Source organism: Stenotrophomonas sp. YJH_SMC_106-19 (genome assembly GCF_059368375.1).
Genome location: NZ_JCAFRQ010000002.1, coordinates 267,381 through 292,187 on the forward strand (window position 1 = coordinate 267,381; position 24,807 = coordinate 292,187).

Here is a 24,807-nt window from a genome sequence, read left to right on the forward strand (position 1 = left end):
GTGTGGAAGGGGCTTGCACCCCACTTCTGGAATTGGCTAGAATGCGCACCCCGCCCGAATAGCTCAGCCGGTTAGAGCACTTGACTGTTAATCAGGGGGTCGTTGGTTCGAGTCCAACTTCGGGCGCCAGTTTCGAGAAAGCCGCGAGCAATCGCGGCTTTTTTCGTTGGGGCATGCCGCGCGGGATCAGCAGGGCGTAGGCACGCGTGGGCGCAGGCTCCGGATCCGTCCGGGGATGTTGATGATCACGCGGCTGTGTTCCAGGCCCTGCACGCACAGCACGATGGACTGGTTGGTGCCGGCGTTGCGCCCGTCAGCGCGGAATCGGATGTGGGCGCGATGGTCGCTCGCCCGCAGTTCCACATGGCGATGGCGGTTCTCCTGGGTGTGCAGCAGGGTGGTCATTCCCCCGCTGGCCACCCGCGGCTCAACCTGAACGCGCCAGCCCTGGCTCCAGCGGTTGTCGCAGCGGCTGCCGTCGCCGGAGCCGCACACGGTGACCGGGCGTCCCTCGGTGATGGCGGTGCTGCGCGCCAGCGACAGGCTGCCGACCAGCTGGGCACGCAGGGATTCGGCCTGCAGCTGGCGCATCGCGCGCTGCCAGGGGCGCCAGGCCACAGCCAGCAGTACGCACAGGATCATCAGGACCACCAGCATTTCAGGCAGGTGGAGCCCCCGGGCCTTGCGCGCGGGGTGTTTGCAGAGGGTCTGGAGCATGCCCCCAGCCTGCCGGCCCCGCCGGCCGGTCTCCATTGGAGGTTGGCGCGTCGGGGTGTCCGGCTTCCCCTCAGCCGGCCGTCACCGGATGCCCCGTATACTGGCCGTTCCCGGGATCTGGCAACATCATGAGCGACAGTTTTGAACTCGTCTCGCCGTATTCACCGGCGGGCGACCAGCCGAACGCCATCGCGAAGCTGACCAGCAATTTCGAGTCCGGCATCGCCAAGCAGACGCTGCTGGGTGTGACCGGCTCGGGCAAGACCTACACCATCGCCAATGTCATCCAGCAGATCCAGAAGCCGACGCTGATCATGGCGCCGAACAAGACGCTGGCCGCACAGCTGTACGGTGAATTCAAGGCGTTCTTCCCGCACAACGCGGTGGAGTATTTCGTCAGCTACTACGACTACTACCAGCCGGAGGCCTATGTGCCGTCGTCGGACACCTTCATCGAGAAGGACAGTTCGATCAACGAGCACATCGAGCAGATGCGGCTGGCGGCGACCAAAACCCTGCTGTCGCGGCCCGACGCGATCGTGGTGGCCACCGTGTCGGCGATCTACGGCCTGGGTGCGCCCGAGGATTACCTGTCGCTGCGCCTGATCCTGTCCAAGGGTGAACGCATCGACCAGCGCGACCTGATCAATCATCTGACGCAGCTGCAGTACACCCGCAACGAATACGAACTGCAGCGCGGCACCTTCCGCGTGCGCGGCGAAGTGATCGATGTGTTCCCGGCGGAGTCGGACAGCGAGGCGCTGCGCATCGAGCTGTTCGATGGCGAGGTCGAGAAGATCACGATGTTCGATCCGCTCACCGGAGAAACCCTGCGCAACCTGATGCGCTTCACCGTCTACCCGAAGACCCACTATGCGACGACCCGCGAACGCGTGCTCGCGGCGATCGAGACCATCAAGGTGGAACTGAAGGAGCGGCTTGAGCAGCTCTACGCACAGAACAAGCTGGTCGAGGCGCAGCGCCTTGCCCAGCGCACCCAGTTCGACCTGGAGATGATGGCCGAGGTCGGCTACTGCAACGGCATCGAGAACTACTCGCGGCATCTCACCGGCAAGGGCCCTGGCGAGCCACCGCCGACCCTGTTCGATTATCTGCCGGCCGACGCGTTGCTGGTGATCGACGAATCGCACGTGACCATTCCGCAGATCGGCGCAATGTTCAAGGGCGACCGGTCGCGCAAGGAAACCCTGGTCGAATTCGGCTTCCGCCTGCCCTCGGCGCTGGACAACCGCCCGCTGCGTTTCGAAGAGTGGGAAGCGCGCTCGCCGCGCAGCATCTATGTGTCGGCCACGCCAGGCCCGTATGAAATGCGTGAGTCGGGCGACGAAGTGACCGAGCTGGTGGTGCGGCCGACCGGCCTGATCGACCCGATGGTGGAGATCCGCCCGGTCGCCACCCAGGTCGACGATCTGATGAGCGAGGCCAACGAGCGCATCAAGGCTGGCGACCGCGTGCTGGTTACCACGCTGACCAAGCGCATGGCCGAGAACCTGACCGAGTACCTCACCGAGCATGGCATCCGCGTGCGCTACCTGCATTCGGACGTGGACACCGTCGAGCGCGTGGAGATCATCCGTGACCTGCGCCTGGGCAAGTTCGACGTGCTGGTCGGCATCAACCTGCTGCGCGAGGGCTTGGACATGCCCGAGGTGTCGCTGGTGGCGATCCTGGACGCGGACAAGGAGGGATTCCTGCGCTCCACCGGTTCGCTGATCCAGACCATCGGCCGTGCGGCCCGCAATGTGCGCGGCAAGGCCATCCTGTATGCCGACAAGGTGACCCGTTCGATGCAGGCCGCGATCGACGAGACCGACCGCCGACGCGCCAAGCAGGTCGAGTACAACGAAGAGCACGGGATCATTCCGCGCTCGGTGGCGCGTCCGATCACCGACGTACTGGAAGGTGCCCGATCCGAAGCGGCCGAGAAGGAATCGCGCAAGGGAAAAGGCAAGGGCAGGCCTGGAGTGGCCGAGGATGTGGCCGACTACCGCGCGCTCGGGCCGGCGCAGCTGGCGGCGCGTCTCAAGGCTCTGGAACAGCAGATGTACCAGCACGCCAAGGACCTGGAATTCGAGGACGCGGCCCGCGTCCGCGACCAGATCCGACAGCTGAAGGAGGCCAGCCTGGGCTGAACGCGACAGTGCCGCACGTCTTCACAAAAGTGTTGCGCTTCCGGGCCGGCATCCGTAATATACGCGGCCTGCACCGACGCATTCGCGGACGTTCAGACCCCAAACGGGCGGTTAGCTCAGCGGTAGAGCACTACCTTGACATGGTAGGGGTCACAGGTTCGAACCCTGTACCGCCCACCACGACGTTCTCGAAAGAGGGCGGTCGTGAATTGAAAGCCCGGCCCTGGCGCCGGGTTTTTACGTAAAGAGGCCCGCTGGCGGGCCGCAGGAACACGATGGGCGGTTAGCTCAGCGGTAGAGCACTACCTTGACATGGTAGGGGTCACAGGTTCGAACCCTGTACCGCCCACCACCTGGCTCCCGGCCCTGCCGGTGCAGCGGTGGTAATACGAAAAGCCGGCCATCGCCGGCTTTTTTCATGGGCGCATGCAATGGCCGCGTGATGTCACGTCCGCGTGGCCCGGTGGTCAATGACGAGCGTCCGCCGTATCCGCCAGTGCCCATCGATACGCTCCCACAGCTGGATCATGCGTGCCTCGCCGACGATTTCGCGATGGCCATCGGCCTGTTCCTGCGACAGGCACTGCTGTCCCACCCGCAGCAGTCGATCCTGGCGCAGGTGGAAGAGCCGCAGGCTCGCAGGTTCCAGTTCGCGCTGCATGGCGGGCTGCGCCACCCTCGTCGATGATCCGGACTGTAGGGGCAGATCGACCAGCACGGGCTCGTCGGCACTGGTGGCGTGACCGAACGCGCCAGCGCACAGCAGCAACAGGGCAAGCATCGGCATGGCACGGTGCTCCAGCGGGAAAGTGCAGGCAGACTGGCACTTCGCCGCCGGGACCACAGCCGGCCTGCGACGAACACCGGGATTGAGCCGCCAAACGCAGCCAGGCGCCGATGAATCCGCACCGGGCAGGCGTAGACTTGCGGCGACCGCGCAATCGCGGCCATCACAAGGAGCAGCTGCGATGAGCGATCACGTTCCCGTTTCCAGGCCCAACCCGCTGCTCGAACTGTTGTTCGGCGGCAACATGCTGGCGGGCACGTTCAAGGCCGTGGTCTGGGTGGCCATCCTGTGTGCCGTGCTGGCCTGGACGACCTGCCGCTGATGGCGCACCTGCGTGCCGGCGTGCCGCACACTCGGACACGCGTGGCCCGCATCGGCTACGGAAGGGTGCCGTTCTGGGGGGCGGTCAGGCGCTGAAGGCCTGGCGCAGGCTGCGCAGTGTCGCCTGGCGGTGCTCCGTTGTGCAGGGCTCACCCATCTCCAGTTCCTGCAGGCGAAGGCCGATCAGGGTCATCGACAGGGCGTAGCCGCGTGCCGCGTCGGCTACCTTCGACAGGCCCACTGCACGACGGGTCAGTGCATCGACGTGGTCCAGGTCCGGCAGAAGGCCGAGATACGCGCGTTCGGCGCTGTCCAGATCGGGGGCGCGCAGGATCGCGTGCGCATCGGCTGCGGGGCTGGGTGAGGCCATGGGGATTCCTCGTCCGGGGAGCGCTCGGTCAGAACGAACGCATCAGGGAAATGAAGGCGGATGTCTGGCTGCCACGGCGCGCCATCGGGCTGTCCTTGACCGCATCGCCGAACCATTGGTTGGCCACTACGCCGGTGGCGCGCCATCTGCTGCCCAGTGGCGTGCTGACCGCGATCTGCACGCTCGGCGAGGTGGCGCTGCCGGGGCTGTAGGCGGCCAGGCCCGAACGCAGTGCTTCCTCGTCGCTGATGCCGTAGTAGTAATCGAGCAGGCGCGCACTGGAATGCACCACTCCGGCCCTCGGCACCCAGGTGAAACGACCGGCCTGCAGCGGATAGCTGTAGTACAGGCTTGATTCCAGGCCGCCACCATGGCCGCTGATCTCGCGCATCACACTGGCTTCGACGATGCCCCAGTCGGCGCTGTATTCGGCATTGATGCCTCCCATCGCCGACATCTGCCGGCTGTGCAGGCGGCGCAGCTGTGGATCGTTCACGTCATCGGTCTTGAAGCGCAGCGTGTAGGGCGTGAGCGCCGCCGACAGGCGCAGGCCCTCGCCCTTGTACAGGTACATGCCCAGCGAGCCGGGGCTGGCGAAGAAGCGCTCGCCCTGCCAGGAGAGGGCGGGCACGACCAATGGCTTGACGTCGTAGTGCGCGTAGGCGCCCGATGTCGCGCCGACCGTGATCCCGGCCTTCACGCCGGGTGTCTGTTCCGCCGCCTGGGCCAGCAGCGGCATCGACAGCACGGCGGAGAACAGCATCGGGCGCAGCAGGGCAGAGGGCGACAAGGGCATCGATCGACAGCTTTGCAGGGGATGAGGCTGCATGCTGCGGTGTCAACATTGTCGCAACATTGCGTCGATGCATACGGAGCGCGACGGGGCCCTGGCTGGCACAATGATCCGAACCGTTTCCCGCAGCAGAGACCTCCATGCGCATTCTTCTGGTCGAAGATGATCCCGACCTCTCGCGGGCCCTGCAGTCCGGGCTGGAGCGGCAGGGCGTGGTCGCCGACGTGGTCGGCAGCCTCGCCGAAGCCGCCATCGCGTTGCGCGAACCGGTGCACCAGCTGATGCTGCTCGACCGCCAGCTGCCGGACGGCGATGGTGCCACCTTCGTCGCCACCGCACGCACGTTGCGGCCGAATCTGGCGGTGATCATGCTGACCGCCAAGGGCACGCTGTCGGACAAGGTCGAGGGCCTGGATGTCGGTGCCGATGACTATCTGGTCAAGCCGGTGGCGATCGAAGAACTGATGGCACGCATCCGCGCGGTATCGCGTCGGCCATCGGCGATGGTCACTCCCAGCCTGCGGCTCGGGCAGCTGGAATTCGACTTCGAATCGCTGCAGGCGCAGGTGCAGGGCCAGACACTGGCACTGCCGCGCCGCCAGGTGCTGGTGCTGCAGGCGCTGGCGATGAGGCAGGGGCGCACGGTCACGCGCAGCGCATTGGAGGCGGCGGTCTACGGTTTCGATGACGAGATCCAGTCCAACGCGCTGGATGCGCACATCTCCAAACTGCGCAAAGCGCTGCAACAGGCGGGCGCTGGCGTGGAGATCCATGTCATCCGCGGCGTCGGCTACCTGCTGGCGGAGGCCTGACATGGCGCGACCGATCCGATCGATCACCCTCGGCCTGGCCTGGCGGTTGTTCCTGGCGCAGGCGTTCACCGTGCTGTTCGCCGTGGTCGCACTGATCCTCACCTGGGGTGACAAGGATTCCTGGGGCATGGACATGTTCACCGCCGAGGCGGTGGCCAAGGCCGTGCACAGCCAGGATGGGGGCCTGGCGCTGGACGAGGCACGCTGGCAGAAGCTGGATGCGCGCGCCGGTGGCAACCTCTGGTTCGCCGCCGTCGATGACCGGGGAGCCTGGCTCGAGCGTGGCAAGGTACCGGCGATCCATGCGCCGCTGCTGGCGCGGCTGCCGACGCTGGGTGCCACCGAACTGGGTTCACTGGTGCCGCCCTATCTGGACGTGGCGCGGGTGATGATCCGCAACGAGGACGGGCGTCGCATCACGGTGATGGTGGGGGGCGCACCGAAGGGCGGCCTGCTGGATGGCGCGCTGATGGTGCTGCGCCTGATTGGCCTGTGGTTCTTCCTGCCGCTGATCGTGGTCACCCTGCTGGTGATGCCGACCGTGATCCACCGCGCGATGCGAGGTGTCCGACGCTCCGCGCAGCAGGCCAAGGAACTGGACATCGGCCAGCCGGGCGCGCGGCTGGACGCGCAGCTGGTCTCGACCGAGGTAGCACCGCTGGTGGAGGCGTTCAACGATGCCATCGACAAGGTGCAGCAGGGCTATGCGGCGCGTGACAAGTTTCTTGCTGATGCCGCGCATGAGCTGCGCGTGCCGATTGCCGTGGTGCAGGCGCGCCTGTCGCAGCTGCCGCAGGGCGAGTTGAAATCGCAGTTGCTGACCGACATTGCTCGCCTGGGCAACGTGGCCGAGCACCTGCTGGATCTGCAGCGGCTGGATCGCAACACCAGTGCGATGCAACGGTTGGATCTGGCCCTGGTGGTGCGCGAAGCGGCGGCCGAACTGGCTCCGCTGGTGGTGGGCGCCGGCTACGGTTTCGAGGTGGACGCACCAGAGACGCCGGTGTGGATCCACGGTGACAGCCTGGCGCTGGGGCGGGTCATCGCCAATCTGGTGCACAACGCCATCGTTCATGGCGGCGGGCGTGGCACGATCTGCGTACGTCTTGACCGGACCGGTCTGCTGGAAGTCAGCGACCAGGGCGCGGGCGTGCCGGTCGGCGACCGCGAGGCGATCTTCGAGCCCTTCCATCGACTGCGTGCGGCGGGCAGTGGCAGCGGGTTGGGCCTGCACCTGGTCAAGGAGATCGTCCAGCATCACGGTGGCTCGGTCAGTGTGGGTGAAGCCGTCGGCGGCGGCGCCAGCTTCCGGGTCAATTTCCATCGCGGCAGCGTGCGGCGCTGACCGCTGCGCGGGTCGTTGCCTGATAGGAGGACAGGGGCAGCACGCGGCAGGCTGATGCGATGGCCGCCGATACTCCGTTGCCCGCTCCCATTGGCGGGGTCTGCACTGCCGCGTTCGTCAGCGGCGCCCTGGCGTGCGTGCTGCTGCCCGCGTTGCCACCGCTCTGGAGCTGCGCGCTGGCGAGCACCGTGGCCGGCCTGGGGTGGGCGCTGCCGTGGCGCGGCCGCGCGGTTGCCGCGCTGCTGTTCGGCGCAGCGTGGGCGGCCCTGCATGGTCAATGGACGCTGCAGCAGCAATTGCCGCCGGCCATGCCGGTCCGCGATGCCGTGGTCAGCGGGCGCGTCGTCGATCTGCCGGTAACGGCGGGCGGCCATACCCGTTTCGTCCTGCAGGTCGGCGATGTACCGGGGCATCCCGCACTGGCGGGCAAGCGCCTGCAGATCACCTGGGGCGATCCATGGCCCGGAACCCGCACGCGCGTTGAGGGTGGGGGCCGTCATCAGGTCCGTGCGGGGGCGCAGTGGCGGTTGCCGTTGCGGCTGCGGGCGCCACGCTCGCGGATCAATCCTGGCGGCTTCGACGCGGAACGTCATGCCGTGCTGGCCGGCATTGCCGGTCACGGCACGGTGCGTGCAGCGGGCAGTGCGCGTGAACTGCAGGCGCCGGACGGGCTGCTGGCCTGGCGCGAGCGCAGCAGCGATGCGATTGCAATGCAGGTTCCCAGCCCCGCATCGCGCTTCATCCGCGCGCTCGCGCTGGGCGATACCCGATGGCTGTCCGACACCGATTGGAATCAGTTACGTGCGCTGGGGCTGACCCACCTGATCGCCATCTCGGGCTTCCACGTGGGCCTGGTGGGTGGCTGCGCGGCACTGCTGTGCAGCGCAGTGTGGTGGCTGTTGCCGTCGCTGGCCCGTCATTGGCCGCGTCCGCAGGCCGCTGCGTGTTCCGCCGCGCTGGCAGCGGCCGGCTATGCCCTGGTGGCCGGCGCGGAACTGCCGACCGTACGCACGGCGTTGATGATCGGGCTGATCGCCCTGGCACGCGGGGGGAGGCGACCTCCCGACGTGGTCCAGGCCGTGTCACTGGCGGCCCTGGTGCTGCTGTTGCCAGCACCACTGTCCGTGCTGTCGGCCGGCTTCTGGCTCAGCTTCGGTGGCGTGCTCTGGCTGCTGTGGTGCCTGCCGACGGCAAGCGCCGACAGTGTGGGGAGCCGCCTGCAGGCCTTCTTCGCGGCCCAGGGGGTGGCCAGTCTCGGCCTCCTGCCGCTGTGCGTGGCCCTGTTCGGAGGCGCCGCGCGCCTGGGGCCTCTGGTCAATCTGCCGGTCATCCCGTGGTGGAGCCTGCTGGTGGTGCCACTGGCACTGCTTGGCACCGCTCTGGATGCCCTGTACAGCGGGGCGGGACGATGGCCCTGGCGCGCAGCGTCCTGGCTGTTCGACCTCAGCTGGCAGGCCCTGCAGCCGCTGGCAGACCACCCGCAGGCGATGTGGTGGCTGGCCGAGGCTCCGGCGTGGACCGTGCCAGCGGCCTTGGCGGGCCTGTTCTGGTGGTTGCTGCCGCGCGGGGCCGGCGGCGTGCTGGCCGGCGCGCTGCTGTGCCTGCCGCTGTCATGGCCGTCACGTGACATACCGGCTGCCGGGGAGGTGCAGCTGCTGGTGCATGATGTCGGGCAGGGCACGGCGGTGCTGGTGCGCACGGCACGGCATGCATTGTGGTACGACGTCGGCCCTGCGATCGGTGGCGATGGCGACGAACGGGTCCTGCTGCCGGCCGTACGTGCGCTGGGTCAGGTGCCGCCCGGTCGCGTGGTGCTCAGTCATGACCATCTGGATCACACCGGCGCACTGCCGCGGCTGCGCAGGCAGCTGCCGCACCTGGAGCTGCTGGCACCCCCAGGCAGCAGCCTCGACGGTGCCGGCAGCTGCCATCGCGGCGTTCGCTGGCGATGGGACGGGGTGGACTTCGAGGTGCTGCATCCCGGGCCCGACGTGCCGACGGCCGGCAACGAGGACAGCTGCGTGCTGCGCATCGCCAGCGCACATGGCGTGATCCTGCTGGCCGGCGACATCGGCGCGGCGACCGAACGGCGCCTGGTGGAGCGGGCGCCCGGCGAGCTGCGCGCGGACGTGGTCCTGGTGCCGCATCATGGCAGCGGGGGCAGTTCGGATCCGGCCTGGGTGGCAGCGGTGGCTCCCCGGCTGGCCGTGGTCTCGGCCGGGCACCAGAACCGTTTTGGCCACCCGAAACGTGACGTGGTGCAGCGCTGGCGCGCCGTGGGCGCCGAAGTGCTGGCTACGGCCGAATCCGGCGCGATCCGCATATGGCTTGGCGCACAAGGCCTGCAGCTGCGTGAACAGCGCATCCACGCGGCCCGGTGGTGGGATGCCGCTGGGCGGGCGCGGTCGGCTGCTATCCTATCGCCGATCGAACAGGCGGCCGCTGGGCCGGAGGGTTGAAACGTGTGGGAACTGGTCAAGGCCGGTGGCTGGCCGATGGTGCCGCTGCTGCTGTTGGGCGTACTGGCTTTGGCAATCGTCCTGGAGCGCTTCTGGTCCCTGCGGCGCGCTGAAGTGCTGCCACCGGGGCTGGGCCAGGAAGTGCGCAACTGGGCTGCGCGCGGCAAGCTCGACCCTGCCCATCTGCAGACGCTGCGTGCCAACTCGCCACTGGGAGCGCTGCTGGCCGCCGCGCTGGAAGCACGCAATCGTCCGCGCGACCAGATCCGCGAGCGTATCGAGGACACCGGCCGCCACCTGGTACACCGCATGGAGCGGTTCCTCAACGCGCTCGGCACCATTGCCTCGGCCGGCCCGCTGCTGGGCCTGCTCGGCACGGTGATCGGCATGATCCAGATGTTCCTGGGCATCCTCGACCACGGCGTGGGCGATGTGAACCAGTTGGCCGGTGGCATCGGCAAGGCCCTGGTCTGCACGGCTACCGGCATGATCGTGGCGATTCCTGCGCTGATGTTCCATCGCTATTTCAAGGGCCGGATCCACGGCTACGTGGTGGAGATGGAACAGGAAGCCAGCGCGTTGCTGGATACGCTCGATGGTCGTCCCGGCGTGATGGCGCCCGCACCGGCATCGGCTGCACGTGCCGCTGCGCCCGCCCCGGCGAAGGCCTGATCGATGCGTATCGGCAACGACCGATCCCAGGATGAGCCGCATATCGATCTGGTACCGCTGATCGATGTCATCCTGGTGCTGATCATCTTCTTCGTGGTCACCACCACCTTCGATGCACGTTCGACGCTGCAGGTGCAGCTGCCCACCGCCAGCCAGCAGCACACCGACGAACCGCCGCGTTCGTTGAGCGTGCTGATCAACGCCGACGGCCGCTATTTCATCAATGACCAGGAAGTGCTGCGCAGCGATGTCGAGTCGGTCAAGCAGACCATTGCCGCTGTAGCGGGCAGTGATCGCGAACAGACCGTGCTGCTGCGTGCCGATGCGCGTACTCCCTACCAGGCCGTCGTGACCGCGCAGGATGCGCTCGGTCAGCTCGGTTTCCGCCGTATTGCAATCGCCACTGCGCCAGAGGTGCGTCCATGAGTTCCAAACACGCGCCGGTGTGGCCGATCTACAAACGCCTGCTGGGCTATACACGGGCCTATTGGGTGTTCATGGTGGCCGCGGTCATCGCGATGGTGGTCGAGGCACTGGCCGGCTATCACTTCACCAAGCTGATGGAGCCGCTGGTCAACCGGGGCTTCGTCAACCCGGAGCCGCGCATGGCGGTGATCCTGCCGCTGACCATCCTGGGCCTGTTCCTGATGCGCAGCCTGGCCACCTGGGTCAGCGACTACACGCTGGCCAAGACCGGGCGCAGCGTGGTCCGCGACCTGCGCGAGCAGGTTCTGCAGAAGTACCTGCACCTGCCGTCTTCGCACTTCGACAACGAGGCGACGCCGGTGATGGTCAGCCGCCTCAACTTCGACACCGAGCAGGTCACCCAGGCCAGCGCCGACGCACTGAAGACCGTGGTCGCCGACACCCTGACCATCATCGCCATGCTGGTGGTGATGCTGCAGATGAGCGTGAAGGTGACCCTGGCGATGCTGCTGGTGGTGCCGCTGATCGGCGGCATCGTGTCCTATGTCGGCAAGCGCTACCGCCGCATCAGCCGCGGCATCCAGGACGGCATGGGCACGATGGCGCAGACGGCGGAACAGTCGCTCGCCGCGCAGCAGGAAGTGAAGGTGCATGGCACGCAGGCGCATGAGATCGCCCGTTACTCGCGCCTGGCCAACCGCATGCTCGCGCTGAACATGAAAGTCGAAGTGACGCGTGCCGCCGCGTCCAGCGTGGTCCAGTTCCTCGCTGCGCTGGCCCTGGCGGTGATCGTCTGGGTGTCCACCCGCGAAGCACTGGCCGGCAAGCTCAATGCGGGCCAGTTCATGGGCCTGATGACCTCGATGATGGCGATCATCCCTTCGCTGCGGCGCCTGACCAGCGTGCAGACCTCGATCTCGCGTGGCGTCGCGGCGGCCGAGCGCCTGTTCGGCATCATCGACATGCCGGTCGAGCGCGACGACGGCACGCATGTCGTGCAGCGCGTACGCGGTGAACTGTCGTTCGAGCACGTGATGCTGCGTTATCGCGAAGACAGCGGCATCGCCCTGGATGACATCAGTTTCGTTGCCAGGCCCGGAACGGTCACCGCCATCGTTGGTCGTTCCGGCAGCGGCAAGACCAGCCTGATCCGGCTGGTGCCACGGTTCTACGAGCCCAATGGCGGCGTCATCCGGCTGGACGGCGTACCCCTGGATGACTATCCGCTGGCTGACCTGCGCCGGCAGGTGGCGATCGTCGGGCAGAAGGTCATGCTGTTCGACGACACCATCGCTGCCAACATCGCCTATGGCATGGATGCGACCGACGAGCAGATCCGTGCCGCGGCCGAAGCGGCCAATGCCTGGGAATTCATCGCACGCATGCCACAGCAGCTGCAGACGCCGGTGGGCGAGAACGGTGCGCTGCTGTCCGGTGGCCAGCGCCAGCGCCTGGCGATCGCCCGCGCGATCCTGCGTGATGCGCCGATCCTGATCCTGGATGAAGCCACCGCGGCGCTGGACAATGAATCCGAACGGCTGGTGCAGGACGCGCTGCAGCGACTGATGCCGGAGCGCACCACGCTGGTGATCGCCCACCGCCTGTCCACCATCGAACACGCCGACCAGGTGCTGGTGATGGATCACGGCCGCATCGTCGAACGTGGCACCCATCATGAGCTGCTTGCCATGGGTGGCCTGTACCAGCACCTGCACAGCATGCAGTTCCGCGAAAGGCAGGACTGATGGCAGGCAAGGGTACCCAGACCCCGCCGTACTGGTATGACGGCAGTTCGGTTCCATGGCCCATGCGCCTGCTGGCTCCGTTGTATGCCGGCGTCACCGCGCTGCGGCGACGCCTGTACCAGCGCGGTTGGCGCAAGCGCCACACGTTGCCGGTGCCGGTCATCGTGGTCGGCAACATCACCGCTGGCGGCACCGGCAAGACGCCGTTGACCATCGCCCTGGTCGAGCGGCTGCGCGCGGCCGGCTGGACGCCAGGCGTGGCGAGCCGTGGTTATGGCCGCGAGAACGCCGACAAGGCGCAGTGGGTAAAGGCCGATACGCCGGTTGCAACCGGCGGCGATGAGCCGGTGCTGATTGCTTGGAAGACCGGCGTGCCGGTGCGCGTCGATCGCGATCGGGTGGCGGCGGGCCGTGCGCTGATCGAGGCCGGTTGCGATGTGATCGTCTGCGACGACGGCCTGCAGCACTACCGGCTGGCGCGTGACATCGAAATCGAAGTGGTGGATGCGCAGCGCCGCTACGGCAACGGCCGGATGATCCCGGCCGGCCCGTTGCGCGAGCCGGTCAGCCGCGCTGCCGAGTGCGATTTCCGCGTGGTCAACCTGGGCCAGACGGATGAGGACGGCGCGGCGCAGGCCTGCGGATTCGGTCAATGGCCGATGGCCCTGCATATCGACACCGCACAGCCTCTCGCGGGTGGGCGTGCGCGCCCGCTGGGCTATTTCAAGGGCCAGCGCGTGCATGCCGTGGCGGGCATCGCCCATCCACAGCGCTTCTTCGACATGCTGCGCGCGCGTGGCATCGGCGTGGTGCCGCATGCCTTCGCCGATCACCATGCCTACCAGCCGCAGGAACTGTCCTTTGGCAGCCAGCTGCCGGTGTTGATGACCGAGAAGGACGCCGTGAAGTGCCGCGCGTTCGGCAATGACTGGCATTACGCCGTGCCGTTGCGCGCTGAACTGCCTGCCGCGTTCTGGGTGGCGCTGACCGATCGCCTGGACAAGCTGCGACCGAACTGAGGGGCCGGGCGACGCTTGCAATCAGGCGCCGCTGGCCACATTCCCGTTGTAACGAGCCTGCCGAGTACCGCCCGCATGACTGAATTCGTCGTTGCCATCCCCGCCCGCTATGCCGCCTCGCGGCTGCCGGGCAAGCCACTGCGCCTGCTCGGCGGCGAGCCGCTGGTGCTGCACGTGGCGCGCCGTGCGTTGTTGGCTGGCGCTCGCGAGGTATGGGTGGCCACCGACGATCAGCGGATCGCCGACGCACTGGCGGGCCTGGGCGAAGTGAAGGTGGCGATGACCGCCGCATCGCATGCATCCGGCACGGATCGCCTGGCCGAGTGCGCGCGCATCGCCGGCTGGGACGACGACACCGTGGTGGTGAACCTGCAGGGCGATGAGCCGTTCGCGCCGGCGGCCGGCATCCGCGCCGTGGCCGAGGCGCTGGTCGATGGCGCGGCGCCGATGTCGACCCTGGCTACGACGGTCGAGGACGCCGAGACCTTGTTCGATCCGAACGTGGTCAAGCTGGTGCGCAATGTGCGCAACGAGGCGCTGTACTTCAGCCGCGCCCCGATCGCCTGGCACCGGGACGGTTTCGCACGCAGCCGCGAGGCCCTGCCTGAAGGCCACCAGTGGCTTCGTCACATCGGCATCTACGGTTATCGCGCCGGCTTCCTGCAGCAGGTCGCGGCGATGCCGCCGGGCCGGCTGGAGCAGATCGAAGCGCTGGAGCAGCTGCGCGTGCTGGAAGCCGGCTTCCCGATCAGCGTCGCCATCTCGCCTGAAGCGTTTCCGCCTGGCATCGACACCCCGGAGGACCTGGAGCGGGCCGAGGCGGTGCTGCGGGCCATGACCCCGCAATGAAGCTGCTGGTCGTCTGCCTGGGCAACATCTGCCGCTCGCCGATGGCCGAGGGGGCATTGCGCGCGCGCCTGGAGGCATCCCCATTGGCCGGCCGTGTGCAGGTCGATTCGGCCGGCACCGGCGACTGGCACGTGGGCGAGCCGCCGGACCGGCGGGCGATCGCCTGCGCAGCCGGCCATGGCGTTGACATCAGCGGGCTGCGTGCCCGCCAGCTGCGCGCCGATGACTTCCAGCGCTTCGACTGGATTCTCTGCGCCGATGAGGCCAACCTGCGCGATGCCGGACGGTTGGCCACCGCGCAGGAGCGCCAGCGCCTGGCCCTGTACCTGCCATGGTCAGGCGGGCAGGGCGCGGCCGCCATTCCGGATCCGTACACCGGTGGCAGCGATCATTTCGAGCAGGTCTGGACCCTGGTTGACCAAGCGGCAGAACGTGCGGTGGCACGACTGTTGCATGACGTCGACTCCGGCATAATCAGGGCATGAACGCCCAGCCTGTCCCGGACCTGCCCGAGTTCGCCACCTGGCTCAATGCCACCCCCTGCACCCTGGCGGAACTGCGCGGCCGGCCGGTCGCGCTGCTGTTCGTCAACGCTGCCTCTGCCTGGAGCACACAACGCCTGGCCGAGTTCGGCCAATGGCTGTCGCGCCATCCGGGCAAGCTGCAGCCGCTGGTGCTGCAGGTGCCGCGCTTCGACTTCGAGCGCGATGCCGATGCCGCGTTGAAACTGCTGCGCCGCCAGGGCCTGACCGCCCCGGTACTGCTGGATGCGGATTGGGACGGCTGGCGCCGTTTCGGTGTCACCGCGTGGCCGACCCTGATCCTTCTCGACGCGCAGGGACGCGAGCGGCAGCGGCTGGTCGGGCAGGGCGCTGCCGGCGAGCTCGAGCGCGCGCTGAACGCACTGTGCGAGGGTGCACCCTCGGCCCCGCCGCGCGGTGGCAACGAGCTGTACCCCGAGCCGCGGCATGCGTTGCGCTTTCCGCTGGGCCTGGCGGTCAGCACCGAGCGCCTGTACATCGCTGACAGCGGCCATCACCGCATTCTCGAATGCAGCCATGGCGGCCGCGTGCTTCGTCAGTTCGGGCTGGGGACCGCGGATTTCATGGATGGCAATCTGGCCGAGGCCGCCTTCCACAGGCCGCAGGCACTGGTGCTCGAGCGCGACGCCCTGTACGTCGCCGACACCGGCAACCACGCCATCCGCCGGATCAACCTGTTGACCGGTCTGGTCGACACCCTGTGCGGCAATGGGCGCCCGGGCGCGCCGGTGGAAGGGCCTGTCGCCCAGCCGCGACAGGTGCCGCTGGATCATCCGGTCGGCCTCGCCATCGCCGACAACCAGCTGCATATCGCCATGGCGGGTGACAACCGGATCTGGAGCTACCACCTCGGCCAGCGCAGCCTGCAATGGCGCGCAGGCAGTGGCGCGATCGACGAGCGCGACGGCAGTGGGCATCTGGCTGCCTTCGCGCAACCCACCGCGCTTGCCGTAGTACAACAGGTCCTGTACGTGGCCGATGCGCTGGGGTCTTCGATCCGCGCGCTGCAGCTGCGTGGGGATCTGGTGCAGACGCTGCTCGGGCAGGGCACATGGCGCTTCGGTGAAGCCGACGGCCCGCGTGCCCACGCCAGCCTGCAGTTCCCGCAGGCGATTGCGCTGAGTCCGGGCGCACCGCTGCTGTGGATTGCCGATACCGGCAACGGTCGCCTGCGCACGCTGCGCCTGGGCGGCGGCGAACTGACCACGCAACCGTTGCCACGGCGCCTGCATGGCCCGGCCGGCCTGGCCGTGGGCGCGGGCGCGGTGTGGATCGCCGAGACCGACGCGCACGCCGTGCTGCGTTTCGACCCTGACAGTGGTGTACTCAGCGAAGTACCGATCAGCGAATGACCGACGTTCCCGTCCCGGCCTTCGACGGCAAGGCCTTCGCGGCCCAACTCAGTACCGCCCCCGGGGTGTACCGCATGTACGCCGCCGACGACACCCTGCTGTACGTCGGCAAGGCACGCGCGCTTCGCAACCGCGTGGGCAGCTATTTCAATGGCAGCCCGAAGAACGCGCGGATCATGTCGATGATCTCGCAGATCACGCGGATGGATGTGACTGTCACGCGCTCGGAGGCCGAGGCGCTGCTGTTGGAAAACCAGCTGATCAAGTCGCTGGCACCGCGCTACAACGTCTCCCTGCGCGACGACAAGACCTACCCGCACGTGCTGCTGACCCGCGAGGAATGGCCGCGCATCGCCCTGCACCGGGGGCCGCGTGCGATCCCCGGCCGCTATTTCGGGCCGTATCCGGGTGTCACCGCGGTGCGCGAGACGCTGAACCTGATGCACAAGCTGTTCAAGCTGCGCAGCTGCGAGGACAGCGTGTTCCGCAACCGCTCACGGCCGTGCCTGCAGTACCAGATCGGCCGCTGCAGTGCCCCCTGCGTCGAGCTGGTACCGGCAGGCGAGTATGCCGAGTCGGTGCGCCGCGCGGCGCTGTTCCTGGAAGGCAAGAGCGATGAGCTGACCCGGGAACTGGGTGAGCAGATGCAGGCTGCCAGTGAAGCACTGGAGTTCGAGCAGGCCGCGCGCCTGCGTGATCTGATTTCGTCGCTGCGCAGCATGCAGACCCGCCAGTACGTCGATGGCCGCGCCGCCGACCTGGACGTGCTGGCCGTGGCCATGCAGGGATCGCAGGCCTGCGTGCTGCTGCTGGCATTCCGCGATGGGCGCAACCTGGGCACCCGCCCGTTCTTCCCCCGCACCAATGGCGAGGACAGCCCACAGGAAGTGCTGGCGGCGTTCGTCTCCCAGTACTACATCGAGTTCGAGCCACCGCGCGAGATCCTGCTGGATCGCGAGATTCCGGATGCCGATCTGCTGATGGCCGCGCTGTCTGCTTCGGCCGAGCGCAAGGTGCAGCTGAAGTGGAACGTGCGCGGCGAGCGCGCCGGTTATGTAGAGCTGGCCAGCCGCAACGCGCAGCTGACGCTGGCCACCGAGCTCAACAGCCGCAACGCGCAACACGTGCGCAGCGAAGCCCTGCGCGAGATGCTGGGCCTGGCCGAGCCGGTCAAGCGCGTGGAGTGCTTCGACATCAGCCACACGCTGGGTGAGGCGACCGTGGCGTCCTGCGTGGTTTTCGATGCGGCCGGTCCGGTGCGTGCCCAATATCGTCGCTACAACATCAGCGGCATCGAGCCGGGCGACGACTATGCCGCCATGCGTCAGGCCATCGACCGCCGCTTCCGCCGTGCCGTGGAAGAGCAGGGCGTACTGCCCGACGTGCTGCTGATCGACGGTGGCGCCGGCCAGCTGGCGCAGGCGCAGGCAGCGCTGGCCGACCTGGGCGTGGAGGGCGTATTGCTGGTGGGCGTGGCGAAGGGCGTGGAGCGCCGCGCCGGTCATGAGGCGCTGGTCATGCCCGACGGCCGCGAGCTGCGCCCCGGTGCCGCCAATCCCGCCCTGCAGTTCATCCAGCAGGTGCGCGACGAGGCGCACCGCTTCGCCATCACCGGTCACCGCGGCCGCCGGCAGAAGGCGCGCATGACCAGCAGGCTGGAAGACATCCCGGGCATCGGCCCGCGTCGTCGTGCCAGCCTGCTGAAGCATTTCGGTGGGCTGGTCGGCCTGAAGGCGGCCGGTGAAGCGGAGATCGCCAAGGTGGAAGGCATCAATGATGCCCTCGCGGCCCGTATCTACGCTAACCTGCACGGGTTGGCCACGCCCGATGCGGCCGATTAGAGAGAGAAGCGCGCAAGCATGAAGTTGACCCTGCCCACCTGGCTGACGCTGTTGCGGATCGTGATGATCCCGGTGCTGGTGCTGGTGTTCTACCTGCCCTACACCTGGACCAACTTCGCTTCGGCGGCGATCTTCGGCTTGGCCGCGATCACCGATTGGCTCGATGGCTGGATCGCCCGCCGCTATCAGCTGGAATCGGCGTTCGGCGCCTTTCTCGACCCGGTGGCGGACAAGTTGATGGTGGCGGTGGCGCTGTTCCTGATCGTGCAGGGGCATCCGACGCCGTGGATGGCGTTCTGGGCCGCCGTCATCGTTGGCCGCGAAATCGCGGTCTCGGCATTGCGCGAATGGATGGCCGAGCTTGGCCAGCGTGCCAAGGTGCGGGTGGCGATGATCGGCAAGGTGAAGACAACGGCGCAGATGGTCGCGCTGCTGTGCCTGCTGTACTCGGTCGCGCCCAGCGTGGCGGTCGAGGACATCTGGATGGGCTGGCCGATCTTCCACATCGGTGACTGGACGCTGGCCATCGCGGCAGTGCTGACGCTGTGGTCCGGCCTGCAGTATCTGCACGCGGCCTGGCCGAGCCTGCGCGAGGACGAGCGTGCCGCACGCGAGCGCTCACGACAGAAGAAGCTGGGCAACGGTTGATCGGCGGCACACGGGATGCCCGTCAGGTTGCGAAGCGCGCTGGTTGCTGGATGCGCGCGGTTGAAAAAAGGCCTTGACGCCCCTTCCAGAATGGGTAGAATTTCGCCTCCCAAGCGGGAATAGCTCAGTTGGTAGAGCGCAACCTTGCCAAGGTTGAGGTCGCGAGTTCGAGTCTCGTTTCCCGCTCCAGATTCTGAAAGAGAGGCCTCTGGCCTCTCTTTTTTTATGTTGTGCCGGCCCTGGATTGCCGGGCTTTCCGCTCATCCGAACCTGAACGGAAAACGGGAATCGCCGAGGAGATTTCTGTTGACGCATTGCTGCAATCTCGACACAATAGCGCTCCTTCGACGCAGGTCGAACGGAATCTGCGGGAATAGCTCAGTTGGTAGAGCGCAACCTTGCCAAGGTTGAGGTCGCGAGTTCGAGTCTCGTTTCCCGCTCCAGATTCAAAAAAGAACGCTCCCGCAAGGGGGCGTTTTTCGTTTCCGGTCAGGCCGGACCCTCCTGCCCGCCATTGCGGACCGGGCCGAATGGATATCATCCGCTGTAGTCGTCGGGGTGACGCAGGGAGCGGGGCAAGGGCTGGCAGATGGAGGCTGTGCACGAAACGAGGCAGGACGGTGGGCAGACCGCCTACCGGGCGTACCGTGATCGGATGCTGGAGGGTTGCCGGGGACGATCCGCGGGTGCGTTCCACGACGACATCGACGATGAGCGGACGGATGACCGGCCCGAAGCACCGCGCAACCGCATCCGTGGCTTCCGCATCGCAGTGGCCGATGCGCTGCGCGGGCAAGACCCGACTGTGGTCACCGAGGAAGACATGGCGCGCCGTGCGCTGGGCATTCCGGCGGACATCGCGCTGCATCCTGGCAAGGGCCGCGGGTGGCCGCTTCTGGTGCAGGTGTTCATGCCGTTCCCGTGGGTGCTCAGGTACGTGCGACACGCGCTGTCGCGGATCCGGACGTTCGAGGGCCGCCAGTACGTGTACTGCCAGTTCCACGCACGGCTGTTCCTGCATGCGGAAGCACGCATGTACAGCCGCAGCCTGGACATCGCCCTGCGCCGCTTCGAAGCCACGTCGTGGGAAGAACTGAGGGCGCTGCAGCTGCGGGATGCCGGCTGGCTCATCGCTGCCCATCGCCTGGGCCTCCGTCGGCTGACGGACCTCGACCGGTGTGCTGGACGGTCTGAAGCGCCTGGATGGTTTGCGCGGTGGATGGTGGATGAAGGCATCATCCAGCACAAGGAAGAGCTGCAGTGGCTGCAGTCCGCGCACACCGCGCACAGGGCATGGAGCGTCGGCTGGCGGCCGCGGCGAACGCAGCGCGAGCCGGTGCGTTCCGTTGTGCGCCAGCTGATGCTTGCGGGCGTTGCGCGGCCGCACCTGGCGCGCCTTCATGATGTCGACCTGGAAGAATCTGATGCGGCGCGTCTGGCCGCGAATCTGACACTGCTGGCCGGTGCCGGCATTGCGCCGGTGCACGAGGTATTCGATTCTGCACGTTATCTGTTGTGGCGCACGCCGACGAAGACGTGGGCCTGGGTGCTGGGGGCAGCCGGCGCATGCACACCGGCAGATATCCACACGCTGCGCGGCTACCTGGGGTTTCATGCTCCACCCCCTGACTGGATCGCCCATCATCTGATCGCACGTGGTGCAGGCCTTGATGCACTTGCCACTTGCTGTCGGTTGCTGGCCGAGCTGAGCGATGATGCCCCGGCCGAAGATGTGGAGGCCGCCATCGACCTTCTCCTGGCAGCACCTCATTGCCTCGACTTCACGCAGTTGGGCGCCTGCGGCCAGTATCTGCGACGGCCCGACCGGCTGGATCGATTCCTGCAGGTGCTGGTTCGCCATGATCTCGGTGCAGCGGGCCACGTTGTTGCGTTCCAGGCCTGCTATCGCGTCGGTGACGCCGATCGCCTGGACGCGTGGTTGACCCTCATTGCGGGGCGCACAGCGGGCATGGACGTCGATGTCCTGGTCGAATGGGTGGGTCGAATGCTTGCACAGGGGAGCCTGGACGCATTCCAGTACCTGCATTCGGCCATTGCGCCTGCTGATTTTGCAGAGCTGCGGAAGCTGGAAGTGCTGGCGTCCCTCGGTCCGGGACTGCTGCGTTACCTGGTTGAAGACAAAGGCCTGGATTCGGTAAAAGCGCTGCGCGACTGGTACTTCGCTACCCGGGGCCTGCACGGGGTGACCTGGTGGGGCGGCAGCGATCCCGAACTGTGTCGGCTGCTGGCGGATGACGCCTTCCAGCGCCACAACTTCGGCTTCATGATGCAGAACCATCGATGCGTCCTGGAGGTGGTCGAACGACGGGCACACCAGGTGGTTCCGCGCCCGCAGAGAAACGTCGATGCAGATGCCATGGCGCGCTACTACGATGCGCTGGCCACGCGGCGTCGCGAAGAGATGGCGCGCCTCCTGCCGCAGTTGCCCGCGATGCTGGAGGGAACCGGCGGACTTCTGCTCGCATCGGTCCTTCGCGCAGGCGGAACGTCGATGAAAGCACTGCAGGACAGGCTGGCCCGGTTACAGCCCGCGGTCGAGCAGTTGCTGGCCGGGCAGGGAGCAACGTCAGCCGAGCTGGACGAGGTGGATGCGGAGCTCATTTCGATGGTCTACCGCACGTCCGTCGATGTCGTCCGTGGAAGTTGGGCGGCGGCACGCGGATTCCAGTCGCACCTGGATGGATGGAGGCTGGAGCCGTTCCATCCGATGGCCTGGCAACGCTCGATCAGAAAACGCACAGGCGTGCTGGAGCGCAGCAGCTTGCTGGCACTGAAACGCGCCAGCGAACACGCGACGCGGTTCCAGCACGGCCCGGATGAGGGGCCGCGAACGTTCCGTGACCTGCGATCAAAACGGCTGCGGGATCCCGCGCGGGATCCGTGGTCGGTCTCCGCCCATCTCGGCCTGCTGCTGGCTGCCGCAGGCAATGATCCGGAGATCCTCCAGTGGCGGCGCAGCACCTTCAGCGAGGTCGCCAGCATGCCGGAGGACGGTGCGCAGACCAGCGAGTACCTCGAGCAGCTGGATCGGTTGTTCAACAGCGCATTGCCGGATGCCCTCGACGAACATGCTCAGCGTTTTCTGCATGGCCTCGCTCCCGATGACGCCGGGCAGCTGCTGCAGCGGCTGCTGCCGCCATCGCCGTCCGCTGACAGCACGGTACCGGTCATGTCACTGGATCAGGCCTTCGCGCAGATGCGCAAGAACGTTCTGGATGTGTGCGTGCGCTGGGTGAAGCGCGAGAAGGGCAGGTATGGCCGCCCGGACCCTTCCGGATCGTGCACGCATCTGCAGGCGACGTTGACCAAGCACCCGGCGGCGTACTTCGCCAAGCATGCCGCCAATCTATGCTCACGCGATCGCGTTGCGATGTGGCAGGAGGCGCGCCACGCCCACCTGGTCGTATTCGATCCGAGGCAGCGACGATTGGCGGGCATGGCCATGGTGAACATCGAGGTCGTGCCGTCCCTGCACGCTTCCGGGAGCTGCCTCATCATCCGCGCGATCAATCCCATGGAAGACATGCTTGCGACGCATTGTCTCCGGTCCATCGTGGAGTCCTTCCTGGACATCGCCATCCAGATCGCAGAACGCAACGACCTGGTTGCGGTACTGATGCCCTGGCACAACGGGGCCCATCTGTTGTCGAACCTTCCCGGGATCGAGAAGTACCTCGAGAAGCAGTACCTGCAGAAGGCCCAGGCGGCATCTGCCGACCGGTCTGGCGAGCTGATGGCCAGCGACGACCTGCGCCGCCGCCCCCGCAAGGTGAAGGCCAGATTCTCGGCATTCGAGCAGGGAATGGAGATCGTCGGAACGCTGTATGCGATCTGGCAGCGGGCCCCGGTGGACCAAGCCGCGCGTCGCACGCCATCGGAAGACGGTTGACGGCGTGAAGGAACTTCGACACAATAGCGCTCCTTCGACGCAGGTCGAAGAATCTGCGGGAATAGCTCAGTTGGTAGAGCGCAACCTTGCCAAGGTTGAGGTCGCGAGTTCGAGTCTCGTTTCCCGCTCCAGATTCTACAGGGCCCCGGTTGGGGCCTTGTTTTTCTCCCGCACTTGGCAAGGCGGGGCCCGTTGAGCCACAAGGCTTTTCGCGCAGTCAGAAAAGTGAAATCAGGTATGAAATCGCTGGTGTGAGTTCCGGGCTTCCGGTATCATGACAGCCTATGCGGGAATAGCTCAGTTGGTAGAGCGCAACCTTGCCAAGGTTGAGGTCGCGAGTTCGAGTCTCGTTTCCCGCTCCATGTTCCGACAGGCCCCATCGCGGGGTTTTGTCATGTCAGGGGCTCCATTCCTGGCGCGCAGTACGTTGGCCTCATGGCAGAGTGGCTATGCACCGGATTGCAAATCCGTTTACAGCGGTTCGATTCCGCTTGAGGCCTCCAATTGAAAAGCCCTGACTTCGGTCGGGGCTTTTTTTTTGCGCCGTCATCGTGCGCTGCCAAGCGTGCCTGACATCCCAGTCTCAGCCACCCACGACATGGGAAGGGGGTATGGTCAGTGCAGAGGCCTTCGGGCGCGGCAATGGCAGGCAGGGAGACTATGGCGCGTGGCGGACAGGCGGTGGATCGGCAATGAGCAAACCCACAACGGAAGTACGCTGGCTGACATTCCGGCTGATGAACGGACAATCGATCGGACCGGAGCGCCTGCGCGATGGCTGGAGCACCGCTTCGGAAACCCGCCACTGCGGGGTCCGGCGCGAGGCCATCGAGGGGGCAGGTGTGGTCTACGCGCTGTACGGGCCTGCCAACCTGGCATCGCCGCGTCGTGCCGAGATGCGCATGCGTGAGTTCCTGATGAGCAGCGGCTACACCTTCACCATGGGTACGCTGGGCGGCTAGCGCATCGCGGCAGCCTTCAGGGCCGCGACCACCTGTTCTCCGGAGAAGCCACAGTGGCCCGTGCCTGCTGCGGGCAGTACGCGCGGCAACGGCGTCGCGCCCGCATGCGCGGCCAGTTGCGGGTAGCGCTCCTGCATGCGCGGTGCGATGGTGGGATCGTCGTTGTTGAACTGGATCACCAGCGGCCGCTTCAGCGCCCCGGTCAATCCGAGTGTTTCGCGCACACGCGCCTGTGCTGCGGGAACGGCAGCGATGCGCTGCACCCCTGCATTGAACGCAACGTCATCGCCGAATCCACGATAGACGACGCCGATGTTGCCGACTGGCATGCCGCCACTGCGCGTGGCCAGTTCGTGCAGGACCAGCGCGTGCAGGCTGATCGTTCCGGGCAGCGCATCGGATGCGACCTGCAGTTGTGCGGCCAGCAGTGCAGCGGAGTGCGGCGCGCGTTGCAGGGCGTTGACGATGCCTTGGTACAGCTCGCCCTGTGGTACCGAAGCGGCTTCGCTGGATGCCAGGCCAGCAGCAGGCAGTCCTTCGGCATGCGGGAAGAAGTAGTCGAACGCGACCACGGTGGTGAGCAGGTCGCCGGCCAGCTGCTCGCCTGACAGGTTGGCGCCGCATAGCGAAACACCACCGGCGTAGTGGGCCGGATGCCGTTCGAGACTGGCCACGGTCACCGCACCGCCCATCGAAAAACCGAGCAGCCAGGTATTGCGCACGCCCTTCAAACCGGCCAGCGTGTGTTGACGCAGGCGCTCCACATCATTGATGGCATCGGCCACCGCCCACCCCTGGCTCGCGTAGGCGCTTTGTGCGACCGCGTAGCCGGCCGCCAGCAGAGGTGCGGTCGCCTCGTTGGCGGCCATCGGCGATTCGCGTGGCGTGCCCACCGGCTCGTAACCGTGCGCCAGCATCACCAGATCGCCGTTCCAGTCCGCAGGGATGTCCAGGCGCCACGGCGCACCCTGCAGCTCGCCACTGAGCATGCGTGGTGGGGCGGGCGGCGCCGCCAGCAGCGGCACGGAAGGCAACGCCAGGGCCAGTGCCAGGGTCAGTCGGAGAAGGGCACGCATCGTGTTCA

The 24,807-nt window shown here is 66.9% G+C and carries 21 protein-coding genes and 8 tRNA genes; 24 read left to right on the top strand and 5 right to left on the bottom strand.

What is annotated here, in order from left to right; translation table 11 throughout:
• The first annotated feature begins 52 nt into the window (after positions 1–52).
• Positions 53–129: transfer RNA gene (locus tag AC5P5M_RS08730), tRNA-Asn, on the top strand.
• A 57-nt stretch (positions 130–186) separates the two neighbouring features.
• On the opposite strand, the gene AC5P5M_RS08735 is transcribed toward AC5P5M_RS08730, so the two are convergent.
• Positions 187–717 carry a GspH/FimT family pseudopilin gene (locus AC5P5M_RS08735; RefSeq protein WP_065181232.1) on the bottom strand — a complete coding sequence of 177 codons (531 nt, stop codon included), beginning with the start codon at positions 715–717 and terminating at the stop codon, positions 187–189.
• A 128-nt stretch (positions 718–845) separates the two neighbouring features.
• Between AC5P5M_RS08735 and uvrB the strand changes: the two genes are divergently transcribed.
• The 3 genes from uvrB (at position 846) to AC5P5M_RS08750 (ending at position 3,222) form a co-directional block, all read left to right on the top strand.
• The gene (gene uvrB, locus AC5P5M_RS08740; RefSeq protein ID WP_053520440.1) at positions 846–2,870 is read left to right on the top strand and encodes an excinuclease ABC subunit UvrB; all 2,025 of its coding nucleotides are present in this window, start codon (positions 846–848) and stop codon (positions 2,868–2,870) included.
• Between the two features lie 105 nt (positions 2,871–2,975).
• Positions 2,976–3,050 (top strand) — tRNA-Val (locus AC5P5M_RS08745).
• 97 nt (positions 3,051–3,147) lie between these two features.
• A tRNA-Val gene (locus AC5P5M_RS08750) sits at positions 3,148–3,222 on the top strand.
• 93 nt (positions 3,223–3,315) lie between these two features.
• Here the strand turns inward: AC5P5M_RS08750 and AC5P5M_RS08755 are convergent.
• The gene (locus tag AC5P5M_RS08755) at positions 3,316–3,657 is read right to left on the bottom strand and encodes a hypothetical protein (RefSeq protein WP_065181234.1); all 342 of its coding nucleotides are present in this window, start codon (positions 3,655–3,657) and stop codon (positions 3,316–3,318) included.
• Positions 3,658–3,838: 181 nt separating this feature from the next.
• Between AC5P5M_RS08755 and AC5P5M_RS08760 the strand changes: the two genes are divergently transcribed.
• Positions 3,839–3,979, top strand: coding sequence for a hypothetical protein (locus AC5P5M_RS08760; RefSeq protein ID WP_181452099.1), 141 nt, complete (start codon positions 3,839–3,841; stop codon positions 3,977–3,979).
• Positions 3,980–4,063: 84 nt separating this feature from the next.
• Here AC5P5M_RS08760 and AC5P5M_RS08765 read toward each other — a convergent pair whose 3' ends face one another.
• Both AC5P5M_RS08765 and AC5P5M_RS08770 read right to left on the bottom strand, forming a co-directional pair.
• Entirely contained in the window at positions 4,064–4,348 is a 285-nt protein-coding gene (locus AC5P5M_RS08765) for a hypothetical protein (RefSeq protein ID WP_065175865.1), read from the bottom strand.
• Positions 4,349–4,376: 28 nt separating this feature from the next.
• A complete protein-coding gene (locus AC5P5M_RS08770; RefSeq protein ID WP_053519970.1) occupies positions 4,377–5,144 on the bottom strand; it encodes a MipA/OmpV family protein in 768 nt (255 codons plus the stop codon).
• A gap of 137 nt (positions 5,145–5,281) precedes the next feature.
• On the opposite strand from AC5P5M_RS08770, the gene AC5P5M_RS08775 reads away from it, so the two are divergent.
• From AC5P5M_RS08775 to AC5P5M_RS08865, 19 genes are all read left to right on the top strand, one after another.
• Positions 5,282–5,953 carry a response regulator transcription factor gene (locus AC5P5M_RS08775; RefSeq protein ID WP_065175867.1) on the top strand — a complete coding sequence of 224 codons (672 nt, stop codon included), beginning with the start codon at positions 5,282–5,284 and terminating at the stop codon, positions 5,951–5,953.
• Position 5,954: 1 nt separating this feature from the next.
• Entirely contained in the window at positions 5,955–7,298 is a 1,344-nt protein-coding gene (locus AC5P5M_RS08780; protein WP_053519968.1) for a sensor histidine kinase, read from the top strand.
• A 59-nt stretch (positions 7,299–7,357) separates the two neighbouring features.
• Entirely contained in the window at positions 7,358–9,757 is a 2,400-nt protein-coding gene (locus tag AC5P5M_RS08785; RefSeq protein ID WP_065181235.1) for a DNA internalization-related competence protein ComEC/Rec2, read from the top strand.
• A 3-nt stretch (positions 9,758–9,760) separates the two neighbouring features.
• Positions 9,761–10,429, top strand: a complete 669-nt coding sequence (locus AC5P5M_RS08790; RefSeq protein ID WP_053519966.1) for a MotA/TolQ/ExbB proton channel family protein — start codon at positions 9,761–9,763, stop codon at positions 10,427–10,429.
• A gap of 3 nt (positions 10,430–10,432) precedes the next feature.
• Complete coding sequence (locus tag AC5P5M_RS08795) at positions 10,433–10,855, top strand: ExbD/TolR family protein (RefSeq protein WP_065181236.1); 423 nt, start codon at positions 10,433–10,435, stop codon at positions 10,853–10,855.
• On the top strand, positions 10,852–12,600 hold the full coding sequence (gene msbA / locus AC5P5M_RS08800) for a lipid A export permease/ATP-binding protein MsbA (RefSeq protein ID WP_053519964.1): 1,749 nt from the start codon (positions 10,852–10,854) through the stop codon (positions 12,598–12,600). The genes AC5P5M_RS08795 and msbA overlap by 4 nt, the downstream gene beginning before the upstream one ends.
• Positions 12,600–13,619, top strand: coding sequence for a tetraacyldisaccharide 4'-kinase (lpxK, locus tag AC5P5M_RS08805; protein ID WP_053519963.1), 1,020 nt, complete (start codon positions 12,600–12,602; stop codon positions 13,617–13,619). The genes msbA and lpxK overlap by 1 nt, the downstream gene beginning before the upstream one ends.
• A 75-nt stretch (positions 13,620–13,694) precedes the next feature.
• The gene (gene kdsB, locus AC5P5M_RS08810; protein ID WP_053519962.1) at positions 13,695–14,468 is read left to right on the top strand and encodes a 3-deoxy-manno-octulosonate cytidylyltransferase; all 774 of its coding nucleotides are present in this window, start codon (positions 13,695–13,697) and stop codon (positions 14,466–14,468) included.
• On the top strand, positions 14,465–14,953 hold the full coding sequence (locus tag AC5P5M_RS08815; RefSeq protein ID WP_065175871.1) for a low molecular weight protein-tyrosine-phosphatase: 489 nt from the start codon (positions 14,465–14,467) through the stop codon (positions 14,951–14,953). Before kdsB ends, AC5P5M_RS08815 begins: the two co-directional genes overlap by 4 nt.
• Positions 14,950–16,362 (top strand): hypothetical protein, encoded by a 1,413-nt coding sequence (locus AC5P5M_RS08820; RefSeq protein ID WP_495205773.1) that lies wholly within the window; start codon positions 14,950–14,952, stop codon positions 16,360–16,362. Before AC5P5M_RS08815 ends, AC5P5M_RS08820 begins: the two co-directional genes overlap by 4 nt.
• Entirely contained in the window at positions 16,359–18,203 is a 1,845-nt protein-coding gene (gene uvrC / locus AC5P5M_RS08825) for an excinuclease ABC subunit UvrC (RefSeq protein ID WP_053519959.1), read from the top strand. The genes AC5P5M_RS08820 and uvrC overlap by 4 nt, the downstream gene beginning before the upstream one ends.
• 18 nt (positions 18,204–18,221) lie before the next feature.
• Positions 18,222–18,851 carry a CDP-diacylglycerol--glycerol-3-phosphate 3-phosphatidyltransferase gene (gene pgsA, locus AC5P5M_RS08830; RefSeq protein ID WP_053519958.1) on the top strand — a complete coding sequence of 210 codons (630 nt, stop codon included), beginning with the start codon at positions 18,222–18,224 and terminating at the stop codon, positions 18,849–18,851.
• A gap of 113 nt (positions 18,852–18,964) precedes the next feature.
• Positions 18,965–19,040 (top strand) — tRNA-Gly (locus AC5P5M_RS08835).
• A 178-nt stretch (positions 19,041–19,218) separates the two neighbouring features.
• Positions 19,219–19,294 (top strand) — tRNA-Gly (locus AC5P5M_RS08840).
• Between the two features lie 905 nt (positions 19,295–20,199).
• Positions 20,200–22,761, top strand: coding sequence for a hypothetical protein (locus AC5P5M_RS08845; protein ID WP_495205774.1), 2,562 nt, complete (start codon positions 20,200–20,202; stop codon positions 22,759–22,761).
• Between the two features lie 55 nt (positions 22,762–22,816).
• A tRNA-Gly gene (locus tag AC5P5M_RS08850) sits at positions 22,817–22,892 on the top strand.
• A 155-nt stretch (positions 22,893–23,047) separates the two neighbouring features.
• A tRNA-Gly gene (locus AC5P5M_RS08855) sits at positions 23,048–23,123 on the top strand.
• Positions 23,124–23,190: 67 nt separating this feature from the next.
• Positions 23,191–23,264, top strand: a tRNA-Cys gene (locus tag AC5P5M_RS08860).
• Positions 23,265–23,453: 189 nt separating this feature from the next.
• Complete coding sequence (locus AC5P5M_RS08865) at positions 23,454–23,723, top strand: hypothetical protein (protein ID WP_053520307.1); 270 nt, start codon at positions 23,454–23,456, stop codon at positions 23,721–23,723.
• Here the strand turns inward: AC5P5M_RS08865 and AC5P5M_RS08870 are convergent.
• Positions 23,720–24,799 carry an alpha/beta hydrolase gene (locus AC5P5M_RS08870; protein WP_111186054.1) on the bottom strand — a complete coding sequence of 360 codons (1,080 nt, stop codon included), beginning with the start codon at positions 24,797–24,799 and terminating at the stop codon, positions 23,720–23,722. The genes AC5P5M_RS08865 and AC5P5M_RS08870 overlap by 4 nt on opposite strands.
• Positions 24,800–24,807 lie beyond the last annotated feature (8 nt).